Source organism: Pseudomonas sp. 37 R 15 (genome assembly GCF_900004865.1).
In the GTDB taxonomy this organism is placed as follows: Bacteria; Pseudomonadota; Gammaproteobacteria; order Pseudomonadales; family Pseudomonadaceae; genus Aquipseudomonas; species Aquipseudomonas fluorescens_AM.
Window position 1 is genome coordinate 90,414 of the sequence record NZ_CVTV01000008.1, and the last position, 12,231, is coordinate 102,644.

Below are 12,231 nucleotides of genomic sequence, written 5' to 3' on the forward strand. Positions count from 1 at the left end.
GAGAGCTGGATCAAATAGTTGTGAGGTTTTTAGCGCTCTCTTTGCAGACGGGCGGCATTATACATGCGATGCCCTACGCTAACATGCGATGCCCTACGCTAAAGAGAGCAATTTCCCCAGAGACGATGCACACGATGACCGGCGAGATCAACCTTCCTACGCTTCCTCCCACCCCGGCAGCCGGGCAAAGCCCCGCGCCTGCGCCTGGCGCACTGCTCAAACTGCTGGAGCCGCAGATCGGGCTGATCGATCCTGGGAAAACCGCGAATGCCGAAGTCATCGCCCTTAAACAAGGCGGTGAAGCCTTTCAGTTGCTGCTCAAGCTGACCCTGGACGGCGGCCGCCAGACGCTGGTGCAGGCCAGCAGCGCCCAGCCCTTGCCCTTGGGCAGCAATGTGGCGGTGAGCCAGACGCCGGCGGGCAACCTGGCCCTCAGCCTGCAACAGGCCTTCAGTGCGAACGTCGCCGCCCTCACCCACATCGATACCGCCAAGGTACCGGAAGGTACGCTGTTGCAAGCCAAGGTACTGACCACTCAGATGCTGCCCCAGGGCACGGCGCAACCGGCGATCTATCGTTCGTTGGTGACGGTGCTCAATAACGCCTTGGCCGGCGCGACACTGACGGTGGAAAGCCCACAACCGCTGCGCGTGGGCAGTTTGCTCAGCGCTGTGGTGCAGAACGCGCAAACCCTGAATTTTGTGCCGCTGAGCGGACTCAAGGATCAATTGGCGGTCACCCAGCAACTGTCGACCCAGCAAAGTCGCCAAGGCTCACTGGATGCGGTCTTCACCGCCCTGCAAAACCTGCCCCGTGGCGACAGCACGTCCGCCGACCTGCGCGCCGCCGCCGACCGTCTGCTCGCTGCGTTGCCCGACCTGGCACAGGTCAGCAACCCCAAAGTCCTGGCTCAAGTGATCCAGAACAGCGGCGCCTTTCTGGAAGCCAGATTACTCGCAGGGCAGAATCCCCAGATACCACCACTGGACATGAAGGGCGCACTGCTGCGCCTTGTCGCGGACTTATTGCCTGCCCTGCCCGCCAGTACCAACCTGAACGCCATTCTTGCGGCCAACACGCTGGCCCAGGTATTGCCCAATTTTGTACGCAGCCCACTGAACACGCTGGGCCAGGTCAGCGCGCGGCAGGCCCCGGTCAGTTTTCCGCTACCCGAGCGGCTGATGGCCAAGCTGGAAGGCGAAAGCGACCTGGAAAACCTGCTGCGCCTGGCCGCCGGGGCGATCGCCCGATTGCAGAGCCATCAGCTGTCGAGCCTGGAACAGACCGGCACCACCGCCGACGGCCGCCTGCAAACTACCTGGCAACTGGAAATTCCGATGCGCAACCTGCAGGACATCGTCCCTTTGCAGGTGAAGTTCCAGCGCGAGGAGCCAACGCCCGACAAGGAGCAGCCCGAGCGCAAAGACCGCAAAGACCCCAGGCACATGCTCTGGCGTGTCGAACTGGCGTTCGATATGGAGCCGCTGGGGCCGTTGCAGGTGCAGGCGCAATTGACCCAGGGCAAACTCTCCAGCCAGTTGTGGGCGACCCGCGCCTTCACCGCCAGCCTGATCGAAAATCACCTGGGCAGCCTGCGCGAGCGCCTGGTGGCATCCGGGCTCGACGTTGGCGACCTGGATTGCCACCTCGGCACGCCGCCACGCGGGCCAAAAACCGGACTGGAACAACGCTGGGTGGATGAAACCGCATGAAGAACCCTGCCCCTCCCCGCCAGGCGATTGCCCTCAAGTACGACGGCCAACAAGCGCCCACCCTGACCGCCAAGGGCGACGAGGCCCTGGCTGAAGCGATCCTCAAGCTGGCGCGGGAAAACGAAGTGCCCATCTATGAAAATGCCGAGTTGGTGAAGCTGCTGGCGCGCATGGAACTGGGGGACAGTATTCCAGAGGAGTTGTACCGCACGGTGGCAGAGATCATCGCGTTTGCGTGGACGCTGAAGGGCAAGTTTCCAGCGGGGTACGACCCGGATGCGGGACCGGTGGAGCGCGATGTCACTGAGCGTGGGGATGATTACTGAGTAATCCACAAGCTACCGGCCAGTCAAGCGTACATCGCCGTCTGCAGGAGCGAGCTTGCTCGCGAAAAACCTCAACGATAACGCGTGCTTTCTGAATGAACGCAGCGCCTGTGAGTTTTTCGCGAGCAAGCTCGCTCCTACAAAAAGCCTTAGGCAAGCGCCCTCCCACATTCAGATCCAGGTCAGTTCAGGACTTCGTTCAGGGGAATGAAATTGACTCGGTCGCCGACGGCTAATGTGGTCCCTTCCATCACCTCCACAAATCCTTCAGCCCACGCTGCGCTGCGCAGCACACCGGAGCTCTGGTTGTGGTAGATGATCGCCGTGCCCTGCTCGATGCGCCCGCGCAGGTACTCGCGACGGTTGCCGGGCTTGGCCCAGACGAACCCGGCCGGCACTTCGAAACGCAGGGGCTGCACGTTCTCCACACCCTGACGACGCAGCAGGTAAGGCCGTGCCAACAGGGCAAAAGTCACCAGGGTCGACGCGGGATTGCCTGGCAGGCCGATCACCGGCACGCCACGAAAATGCCCGAAGGTCAGCGGTTTGCCCGGCTTGATCGCCAGTTTCCACAGCGCCAGCTCGCCCTCTTCACGCAAGGCAATGCCCAGAAAATCCGCCTCGCCCACCGACACTCCGCCCGTGGACAGGATCAAGTCGACGCTGCCCAACCCGGCCAACCGTGTGCGGGTCTGTTCCAGGTCGTCCGGCAGAATGCCGGCATCGATCACTTCGCAGCCCATGCGCGTCAGCCAACTGCACAGCACGCGGCGGTTGCTGTTGTAGATCTGGCCCGGCCCCAGGGGCAACCCAGGCTCGATCAGCTCATCGCCGGTCGACAGCACCGCCACGCGCACACGGCGCACCACGTCCAGGCGATCACGCCCCAGCGACGCAGCCAGGCCCAGTTCGATCGGGCCCAGACGCGTACCTGCCGGCAACACCAACTCGCCGACCGTGGTTTCCTGGCCTTGCGCACGGATGTTCTGGCCCGCTTGCAACGGCTCGCTGAAACCCACCCGCTCATCGCCGTGAATGATCGCGTTTTCCTGCATTTCGACGCAGTCCGCACCCTGAGGCACCGGAGCACCCGTAAAAATGCGCGCACAGGTGCCGGGCACCAACGGCTCGGGCGCATTGCCAGCGAAAATACGTTGGCTGACCGGCAATGGCGCGCCGGCCCAGTCCGCGACGCGCAGGGCGTAGCCATCCATGGCACTGTTGGGCCAGGGTGGCAGGTCGAGGGTGGAGACCAGGTCCTGTGCCAGTACGCGGCCATCGCATTCGGCCAGGCGTACTGTTTCGCGCTCGAGGATCGGCACGGCGTCGGCCATGCCCAGCAAACGCTGCAAGGCCGCTTCCACCGGCATCAAGGCGCCGGTTTTACCGGGCTTATCCACGGGTTTCACAGGGCTCGGCCTGCTTGAGGTGAGGCACGAAATTGCATGGCCGATGACGGTTGTCCAGTTGTTCGGCCAGGATGCCGTCCCAACCGGTGCGCACGGCGTTGGTGGAGCCCGGCAGACAGCACACCAGGGTGCCGTTGGCCAGGCCGGCCAGGGCGCGCGATTGCACAGTGGAGGTGCCGATATCGGCCACGGAGATCTGGCGGAACAGCTCACCAAACCCATCGACCTGCTTGTCCAACAGGCAGCTTACTGCTTCGGGTGTGCTGTCGCGGCCGGTAAAGCCGGTGCCGCCGGTGATCAACACCACCTGCACCACGTCTTCGGCGATCCAGTGGGCAACCTGGGCGCGGATTTTGTAAAGGTCGTCCTTGAGCAGCACACGCTCGGCCAGGGTGTGGCCGGCGGCGGTCAGGCGGTCGACGAAGACCTGGCCCGAGGTGTCGGTGTCCAGGGTGCGGGTGTCGCTGACGGTCAATACAGCGATATTCAGAGGTACGAAAGGCGCATCAGCCTTGGCTTTCATGGCACGGTCCGGTTGTCGAAGGAACAGCCCGATGTTATATCACAAGCCTCTGTTTACCTGCCGCAGCGGAACCCTCATGCCCCTTGAATCCTTACCCCTGCCCTGCTCGATTCTGTTGTTGGCCGGCGGTCGTGGCCAGCGCATGGGTGGCCAGGACAAAGGCCTGCTGGAGTGGCGCGGCCAGCCCTTGATTGCGCACCTGCAACGCCTGGCACGACCGCTCACGGACGATCTGATCATTTCGTGCAACCGCAACCATGGGCAGTATGCGGCCTATGCCGATCAACTGGTGAGCGACGAGAGCCCGGACTTTCCCGGACCACTTGCCGGTATCCGTGCGGGACTCTTCGCCGCACGCCATGGGCATCTGCTGATCCTGCCCTGTGATGTGCCGCAAATCGATGCGCGACTGCTGACCGACCTGCGTGCGACCGCACGACTCAACCGGCAGGTTCCGGTGATGGTGCGCCATGGCGAGTTCTGGGAACCCTTGCTCTGCATCATCCCTGTCGCCTTGAAGGATCAGGTGGAGCGGGCCTGGAAAGCCGGCGAACGCAGCCCGCGTAAAATCCTGCTGCAGCTGGGCGCCGTGGGCCTGGAATGCCCGGCCGATGACCCTCGCCTGGCGAATCTCAATACACCGGACCTGTTGCACACAAGGCCTGGCGTGTCAGAATGAGGCTTGCATCAGGAACTTTGCCGGCGTTGCACACGTCACAAGGTCAGCATTTTAAAAGTATTCTCTCGGAGACAAACTCATGACTCAACGGACCATCGCCGCTCTCATGCTTGCACTGGGCCTCGCCACCCTCGCCGGTTGCGCCTCGCCGACAGTGATCACCCTGAATGACGGTCGCGAAATCCAGGCCGTCGACACCCCGAAATTTGATGAAGATTCGGGCTTCTACGAATTCCAACAGCTTGACGGCAAGCGCACCCGCATCAACAAGGATCAGGTTCGCACCGTTAAAGACTTGTAAGCCTTACCGCTTGCCCACAAGGCCCGCCTCGCGCGGGCCTTGTCGTTTCCGGCACTTACCAGTCCAGGGTGATTTCACTGCCAAAGGTGCGTACCTGGCCGCTGATCGGGTCGATAAAACGCACGCCCTGGGCCAACAACTTGAGCGGGTTGGCGTAATCGTCCTCGGCGTCCTTGATCACATCGGGATAGAACGGGTCATTGCAGATACTCGCCCCGAGCGCAGTCATGTGCACACGCAGCTGGTGCTTCTTGCCGGTGACCGGGAACAGGCCGTAGCGCCATAGATCGCCGTGCTTTTCGCGCACCTGCACCGCCGTTTCGGTATTGCTGGCACCGGGGCCTTCCTGCATGCGGAAAAAAGGCTCACCGTCCACCAGCCGGCTCTTGTGCACCAGGGGAAATGCCAGGCCAGGCAAGGCCGGGGCAATGGCTTCGTAGAATTTATCGATACGCCGCGTGGGAAACAGTTGCTGATAAGCCGCGCGGCTGGCGGGATTGGCCGAGAACAGCACCAGCCCTGCGGTATGCCGGTCAATACGATGCAGGGGCACCAGGGCGGGGTTGTCCAGACGCCGGATCAAACGGCGCAACAGCGTCTGTTCGACATACTCGCCCGCGGGGGTCACCGGTAGAAAATGCGGTTTGTCGGCTACCACCAGATGCTCATCGGCGTACAGGATGGTTTCCTGTACCGGAATCACTTTCTCGTTGGGCACTTCACGAAAGTAATAGATGCACAGGCCTTCCTTGTAGGCCAGGTCCAGCCTGATGGGCTGCCCATTGCTATCCAGCACCCGCCCACGGGCAATGCGGTCCAGCCATTGTTCACGGGCAATCGCCGGGAAGTGCTCGCACAGGCAATCGAGCACCGTCACCCACGGTCCAGGCGGCAGATACAAGGTGCTGGCTTGGTGCTGTGAAGGGGAAAAACCGGAAGTGGACATGCAGATGCTCAAAGCCTGGAATAAACAGGCGGGCATTATCCCGCATGGCGCGGGATTGAGCCTAGGAGATATCTCAGGCCTTGGCCAGTTGCACGCGCAAAACCGGCGAAGCGCTCGCCGCCTCGGTAAACTCCTTGAGCCAGCGCAGTACGTCCACGGCCTCCCAACGGCCCGGGTCATAGAGCGCGTAGAGCAGGCCCTGATAGCCCACGACATCCAGCTGCTTGTGATAACCGGCACGCTGGAACAGCGCTTCGATTTCCGCAAAACAGGTGTTGAAATGCACTTTATTGAAGGGCGTCTTGCCTTCCGTGACCAGGCCATCCAGGCGCAGCTCGTTCACCGCATCGCGCACGACGTCGGCGGACATGCGATTGACGCTGCTTTTCAATTGTTCGACATTCACCACGGGCGTTCCCTCAATTCAATCGCTGTACAAACATACAGTAACGTAATATTCGGAAACCCGCCATCGCATAAACGTCAGCGCAGGAAAGCAACCACCTGCTCAGTGTCGAACGGCCAGTCCAGCTCAGCCCCCGTATCCACCCGCCTGAGCACCGGAATCCGCAGGCCGTAGACCTCCGTCAGGTCAACGGGAGCGGTGATATCCATCAGCTCCACGAGTAACCCGCGTTCGACAAGCGGCATGATTTCGGCTTCGGCAATTTCACACAGATGGCAACCCAGGGTGCCGAACAGCTGGCATTCAGCAGGCATGGCAAAGGCTCTCGGATGGAAAAACACGTCACCATTCTAAGCCCAACACTGCTCGGCCGGCGCACACGGATCAATCCTGACTGACCGCGCCGATCTTGTGGATCGACAGGTCCGCACCGTAATACTCCTCTTCCTGGCTCAGGCGCAGCCCGCAAACGCGCTTGATCACCCCGTACACCAGCAGGCCGCCGATCAGCGCGACGGCAACGCCAAGGGCGGTGCCGATCAACTGGCTGATCAGGCTCACACCGCCCAGCCCACCCAGGGCCGTCTGCCCGAAGAGGCCGCAGGCAATCCCGCCCCATACGCCACACAGGCCATGCAGCGGCCATACACCCAATACGTCATCGATCTTCCAACGATCCTGGGCGGCCATGAAGCACCACACGAACAAGCCCCCCGCGACCACGCCGGTGACCAGCGCGCCCACCGGATGCATCAGGTCGGAACCGGCACAGACCGCCACCAGCCCGGCCAGCGGGCCGTTGTGCAGAAAGCCCGGGTCATTGCGACCGATCACCAACGCAGCGACGGTGCCGCCGACCATCGCCATCAGCGAGTTGACCGCCACCAGGCCGCTGACGCCATTGAGGGTCTGCGCGCTCATCACGTTAAAGCCGAACCAGCCCACGATCAGAATCCACGAGCCCAGCGCCAGAAACGGAATGCTCGAGGGAGCAAACGCCACCAGCCGCCCTTCGCGGTAGCGCCCGTTGCGCGGCCCGAGCAACAACACCGCCGCCAGCGCCAGCCAACCGCCCATGGCATGCACCACCACCGATCCGGCGAAGTCATGGAAGCTGGCGCCAAAGGTCGCGAGCAGCCAGGCTTGCAGGCCGAAATTGCCATTCCACACCAGGCCTTCGAAGAACGGGTAGATGAACGCCACAATCAGGGCCGTTGCACACAGCTGAGGCGCGAATTTCGCACGCTCGGCAATCCCTCCGGAAATAATCGCCGGGATCGCCGCGGCAAAGGTCAGCAGGAAGAAAAATTTCACCAGGCCGTAGCCATGATCCGCACTGATCACCGCCGCCGGCTGCATGAAACTGACCCCGTAGGAGATCCAGTAGCCTATAAAGAAATACGCCAGGGTGGAGATCGCGAAGTCACTGAGGATTTTCGACAATGCGTTGACCTGGTTCTTCTGGCGCACCGTGCCGACTTCCAGGAAGGCAAACCCGGCGTGCATGGCCAGGACCATGACCGCGCCAATCAGGATGAACAGTGTGTTGGAGCTATGGACAAGCGTGTCCACCGCACTTTGCAAATTTTCCATGGAGGTCGGCAGGCCTGCAGTAAGGCAAAAAGCACCAAAGCGGTTCAAACCGCGATTGCTCGCACTAAATTGGCACCAAAGCGCCAGGCCTTCTTCAGAGGCCGTGAACCGCTTTAGCGCAGCGCTCGACACAACCGGCGATCCGCGACAGGGTATTTGCACGAGTTTCAGTTAATTAGGGTAAGGTTTTTCAAGGCTTGCGCCTCGACCGCCCGGATTCAGCGCAGCCCTCAGGGCGTGCGCACCAAGGCAAAGCAAAAGCTGTACCACACAATCGCAGTGAACCTTCGGCAAACCCCGCGACTCGAAACCACACGTACAGAACAGCCACACGGAGATAACCATGGCCGGTAAATCAGCAAAGACTGCTCAAGAAATACTGATGGCGGATTTTCAGACCCTCGTCGCCGATACCGAAAGGTTGCTGGACGACACCGCCGTCCTGGCCGGTGACCAGGCTGATGAGCTGCGCACCAGGATCCATGAAAGCCTGCTCAAGGCTCGCGAAACCCTGCAGTTGACCGAAGACTCCCTGCGTGAGCGCGGCCAGGCGGCAATCACCGCGACGGAAGACTACGTGCAGACCAACCCGTGGCAGTCCGTCGGCATCGCTGCCGGCGTAGGCTTTTTGATCGGTCTGCTGGCTACCAGGCGCTAATATCATGGCTATCGACGAATCCAGCTCGTCAAAGGGCGCAGGTACCACCTCCCGCCGCCTGGGCGCCGCCGTGCTCGGCTTATTGCACAGCCATGTCGAACTCTTCGGCATCGAGTTACAGGAACAGAAGGCACGTACCGTCAGCCTTCTGCTGTTCGCCGGCCTGGCGTTGGTGTTTGCCCTGCTGCTGTTGGTAGGGTTATCGACACTGGTAATGATCCTGGTGTGGGACACCGGCTACCGCCTCACCGGCATCATTTGTCTGTGTGTGTTCTACAGCCTGGCCGCAGTGTTCTGCGGGGTACGCTTGAAAGCGGCGGTGTTCGATGAGTCCACGCCGTTCCATGCCACCCTCGAAGAACTGGCCAATGATCGGGAGCGCCTGTTGCCATGAGCCTGCCTGAACCGCAAAACACGTCCCGTCGGGAAATGCGCAAGGCGTTGATTCGCCTGCGCATGGAAATGCACCGTCAGGAAATCCGTCATGAATCCCAGCAACTCATGGCGCCCCTGCACAGAGTGCGCGACATGCGTCACAACTGGCAGGACAGCCTGGGCATCAAGCACGCGCCGCTGTGGGGCGTTGCGGCGGTGACCCTGATGGGGTTCTTTACCGGCAAGGGCGCCAAAGGCGGCAGTATCAGCAGCGTAACGCGCCTGGTACGGCTTGGAGCCGGGTTGATTCCGCTGATCAAACTGGCCATGCAAGGCGCTTCGCGCAAACGATAAGCCCCGCTTGCCCAATACCACGACCTGACCGCCGGGCCATGTGCGCAACGGCGGTCAGTGCCTGCTGGTCATCGCCATCGAAACAATCGTCTTCAACATTTGCGCTTGCCCCGCCAGCATGGAAACGGGAAGCTGCAACTGTCATTCACCGTACGGAGCGTACCCGCCTTGGATTGGCCCACCCTGTTGACTCGCGAACGTCTTGGCAAGCCGCTGCACAGCCCTGAAGAACTGGGCCGCAGTCCTTTTCACAAAGACCATGACCGCATTATTTTCTCCGGCGCTTTCCGTCGTCTGGGCCGCAAGACTCAAGTGCACCCGGTTACAAGCAACGACCATATCCACACGCGACTGACCCACTCGCTGGAAGTCAGTTGTGTGGGGCGCTCCCTTGGCATGCGCGTCGGCGAAACGTTGCGCGCAGCCCTGCCCGACTGGTGCGACCCAAGCGATCTGGGCATGGTGGTGCAGTCGGCCTGCCTGGCCCATGACATCGGCAACCCGCCCTTCGGACACTCCGGCGAAGACGCCATTCGCCACTGGTTCCAACAGGCCGCCGGGCGCGGCTGGCTGGATGACATGAACAGCGCCGAGCGCAATGACTTCCTCAACTTTGAAGGCAATGCCCAGGGCTTCCGTGTACTGACCCAGCTTGAATATCACCAATTCGACGGTGGCACGCGGCTGACCTATGCCACCTTGGGCACCTACCTCAAGTACCCCTGGACTGCCCGCCACGCGGACTCGTTGGGCTACAAGAAACACAAGTTCGGCTGCTACCAGAGTGAGCTGCCGATTCTGGAACAGATCGCGCAAAAACTCGGCCTGCCTCAACTGGAGGAACAACGCTGGGCCCGCCACCCGCTGGTGTACTTGATGGAGGCCGCCGACGACATCTGCTATGCGTTGATTGATCTGGAAGATGGCCTGGAAATGGAGTTGCTGGAGTACGCCGAAGTCGAGTCACTGCTGCTCGACCTGGTGGGTGATGACCTGCCGCAGACGTATCGACAGCTGGGCGCGTCAGACTCCCGCCGTCGCAAGCTGGCAATCCTGCGTGGCAAGGCTATCGAGCACCTGACCAACGCGGCGGCGCGCGCCTTCGTCGAACAGCAGGACGCTCTGCTTGCCGGCACCCTGCCTGGCGATCTGGTTGAGCACATGCACGGTCCGGCAAAGCGTTGTGTACTGGATGCCAAGGACATGGCGCGCAAGAAAATCTTCCAGGACAAGCGCAAGACCCTGCATGAAATCGGCGCCTACACCACCCTGGAGATTCTGCTGAACGCGTTTTGCGGTGCGGCCCTGGAGCAACACGGCGGACGTACGCCATCGTTCAAGAACCGGCGCATTCTCGACTTGCTGGGCAACAGCGCGCCCGACCCCGCGTGGTCGTTGCATGCCTCGTTCCTGCGCATGATCGATTTTATCGCTGGCATGACCGACAGCTATGCCACCGAGATGGCACGGGAAATGACAGGCCGTTCCAGTCCTCAGTAACATCTGGATCAAGCCACTCTGTGCCCTAAAGGAATTGCCCTACGACGGGAACAGAGCGGCCTGATCGAATTCGTACATATTCCCGAGGAATAATCACGCACGCCCCCGTGGACCAGACGAGCAACTCCTACGCTCCCATCGATGCTTGACTTACTGTGTGCTCTTTATGCCCAGACATCCCCTTCGTATTCTTCTGGTGGAGGACCATCCCTTTCAACTCCTGGCCACCCAGTGCTTGCTGAGAAGCTTCGGTTTCGACCAACTCACCCCCGTGGAAAATGCGGAGCAGGCCATACGCACAATGATTCAGTCCGAATTCTGTTACGACTTGATGTTATGCGACCAATGCCTACCTGACCTGCCCGGTCTGGAATTGGTGGAAATCGCCAGCCGCGGTCAATTTATTACCAGCGCGATTCTATTGAGCGGACTACCAGCGGCGGAATTGCTCAAACTGACCACACAGGCTGCACAGCGCAACCTTCCACTACTAGGCTGTTTGTTAAAACCGTTGAAAAGAGATGAACTTGAAAGTTTAATGATCTTGATTTAACGCCTATCAAAGTAAGACTTTTAACCTTATCAACTGCGAAAAATAACCTGACCGCCGTGGTAAAACTCATTTTACCGTTAGCCACGCCAGACACCCTGAAAACCCACACATCAGGTGTCACAACTACCTATCACCTTGTAGGCCTATACCTTTTTTGATGTAGGAAACTTCCTGTTTTGTACTTGTTCGCCCCCCGCTTCATGCTGCTGCCGCTTCTTCTGAGCTAATGTGACCGCTTTATTTGCACCTGCATGGAATTTGATTATGAACACCGCTTTTATTATCGACGACCACCCCGTTATACGGCTTGCCATCAGAATGTTACTGGAACATGAAGGCTACAAAGTCGTTGGAGAAACGGATAACGGATGCGATGCCATACAGATGGTCCGCGAATGCCTGCCCGACCTGGTCATTCTGGATATCAGCATCCCGAAACTTGACGGCCTCGAAGTACTCTGCCGATTCAACGCCATGAACACTTCGATGAAAACCCTGGTGCTCACGGCCCAGTGCCCAACTCTGTTTGCCACGCGCTGCATGCGCTCGGGCGCTGACGGTTACGTCTGCAAGGAAGGCGACCTGACCGAACTGCTGAGCGCTATTCGTGCCGTACTATCCGGTTACAACTACTTCCCCAGCCAGGCATTGAATGCAAATGGAACGGAAGGTGCAGACACCCAGGAATTGGAACTGTTCAAAGCCGTTAACGACCGTGAACTTATGGTCCTGCAACTTTTTGCACAAGGTCGCACTAACAAAGAAATAGCCAAAGGCATGTTCCTGAGCAATAAAACAGTCAGCACCTATAAAAAGCGGTTAATGCAAAAACTAAAAGCCCAATCTTTAGTTGAGCTCATCGAGATGGCAAAACGAAACGCGCTAGTGTGAGAAAG

Annotated in this window: 16 protein-coding genes; 10 read left to right on the forward strand and 6 right to left on the reverse strand. The window is 60.1% G+C overall.

Annotation, left to right across the window (positions count from 1 at the left end):
• Positions 1-134: 134 nt before the first annotated feature.
• Together BFQ04_RS00895 and BFQ04_RS00900 are read left to right on the forward strand one after the other, a co-directional pair.
• The gene (locus BFQ04_RS00895) at positions 135-1,712 is read left to right on the forward strand and encodes a flagellar hook-length control protein FliK (protein WP_065949157.1); all 1,578 of its coding nucleotides are present in this window, start codon (positions 135-137) and stop codon (positions 1,710-1,712) included.
• Complete coding sequence (locus tag BFQ04_RS00900) at positions 1,709-2,038, forward strand: EscU/YscU/HrcU family type III secretion system export apparatus switch protein (protein ID WP_065949158.1); 330 nt, start codon at positions 1,709-1,711, stop codon at positions 2,036-2,038. Before BFQ04_RS00895 ends, BFQ04_RS00900 begins: the two co-directional genes overlap by 4 nt.
• Before the next feature lie 182 nt (positions 2,039-2,220).
• On the opposite strand, the gene glp is transcribed toward BFQ04_RS00900, so the two are convergent.
• A complete protein-coding gene (gene glp, locus BFQ04_RS00905; protein WP_065949159.1) occupies positions 2,221-3,447 on the reverse strand; it encodes a molybdopterin molybdotransferase MoeA in 1,227 nt (408 codons plus the stop codon).
• A complete protein-coding gene (gene moaB, locus BFQ04_RS00910; protein WP_065949160.1) occupies positions 3,431-3,970 on the reverse strand; it encodes a molybdenum cofactor biosynthesis protein B in 540 nt (179 codons plus the stop codon). Before moaB ends, glp begins: the two co-directional genes overlap by 17 nt.
• Positions 3,971-4,046: 76 nt before the next feature.
• Between moaB and mobA the strand changes: the two genes are divergently transcribed.
• Positions 4,047-4,649 (forward strand): molybdenum cofactor guanylyltransferase MobA, encoded by a 603-nt coding sequence (mobA, locus tag BFQ04_RS00915; protein ID WP_065949214.1) that lies wholly within the window; start codon positions 4,047-4,049, stop codon positions 4,647-4,649.
• Between the two features lie 79 nt (positions 4,650-4,728).
• Entirely contained in the window at positions 4,729-4,950 is a 222-nt protein-coding gene (locus BFQ04_RS00920) for a YgdI/YgdR family lipoprotein (protein ID WP_005786486.1), read from the forward strand.
• Positions 4,951-5,005: 55 nt separating this feature from the next.
• Here the strand turns inward: BFQ04_RS00920 and BFQ04_RS00925 are convergent, their stop codons facing one another.
• From BFQ04_RS00925 to BFQ04_RS00940, 4 genes are all read right to left on the reverse strand, one after another.
• Positions 5,006-5,896 carry a pseudouridine synthase gene (locus tag BFQ04_RS00925; RefSeq protein WP_065949161.1) on the reverse strand — a complete coding sequence of 297 codons (891 nt, stop codon included), beginning with the start codon at positions 5,894-5,896 and terminating at the stop codon, positions 5,006-5,008.
• Positions 5,897-5,969: 73 nt separating this feature from the next.
• Positions 5,970-6,305, reverse strand: coding sequence for a transcriptional regulator (locus tag BFQ04_RS00930; RefSeq protein WP_065949162.1), 336 nt, complete (start codon positions 6,303-6,305; stop codon positions 5,970-5,972).
• A 74-nt stretch (positions 6,306-6,379) separates the two neighbouring features.
• Complete coding sequence (locus BFQ04_RS00935) at positions 6,380-6,616, reverse strand: glutaredoxin family protein (RefSeq protein WP_065949163.1); 237 nt, start codon at positions 6,614-6,616, stop codon at positions 6,380-6,382.
• Between the two features lie 70 nt (positions 6,617-6,686).
• Positions 6,687-7,895, reverse strand: coding sequence for an ammonium transporter (locus tag BFQ04_RS00940; RefSeq protein WP_065949164.1), 1,209 nt, complete (start codon positions 7,893-7,895; stop codon positions 6,687-6,689).
• Between the two features lie 343 nt (positions 7,896-8,238).
• Here BFQ04_RS00940 and BFQ04_RS00945 point away from each other — a divergent pair, with 343 nt between their 5' ends.
• The 6 genes from BFQ04_RS00945 to BFQ04_RS00970 all read left to right on the forward strand — a co-directional run bounded on the left by BFQ04_RS00945 (position 8,239) and on the right by BFQ04_RS00970 (position 12,226).
• The gene (locus tag BFQ04_RS00945; protein WP_065949165.1) at positions 8,239-8,553 is read left to right on the forward strand and encodes a DUF883 family protein; all 315 of its coding nucleotides are present in this window, start codon (positions 8,239-8,241) and stop codon (positions 8,551-8,553) included.
• A gap of 4 nt (positions 8,554-8,557) precedes the next feature.
• Positions 8,558-8,947, forward strand: coding sequence for a phage holin family protein (locus tag BFQ04_RS00950; protein WP_065949166.1), 390 nt, complete (start codon positions 8,558-8,560; stop codon positions 8,945-8,947).
• Positions 8,944-9,282, forward strand: coding sequence for a hypothetical protein (locus tag BFQ04_RS00955; RefSeq protein WP_065885162.1), 339 nt, complete (start codon positions 8,944-8,946; stop codon positions 9,280-9,282). The genes BFQ04_RS00950 and BFQ04_RS00955 overlap by 4 nt, the downstream gene beginning before the upstream one ends.
• A gap of 168 nt (positions 9,283-9,450) precedes the next feature.
• Positions 9,451-10,782, forward strand: coding sequence for a deoxyguanosinetriphosphate triphosphohydrolase (locus tag BFQ04_RS00960; RefSeq protein ID WP_065949167.1), 1,332 nt, complete (start codon positions 9,451-9,453; stop codon positions 10,780-10,782).
• A 166-nt stretch (positions 10,783-10,948) separates the two neighbouring features.
• A complete protein-coding gene (locus BFQ04_RS00965; RefSeq protein WP_065949215.1) occupies positions 10,949-11,335 on the forward strand; it encodes a response regulator in 387 nt (128 codons plus the stop codon).
• Between the two features lie 264 nt (positions 11,336-11,599).
• On the forward strand, positions 11,600-12,226 hold the full coding sequence (locus BFQ04_RS00970; RefSeq protein WP_065949168.1) for a response regulator transcription factor: 627 nt from the start codon (positions 11,600-11,602) through the stop codon (positions 12,224-12,226).
• Positions 12,227-12,231: the final 5 nt, after the last annotated feature.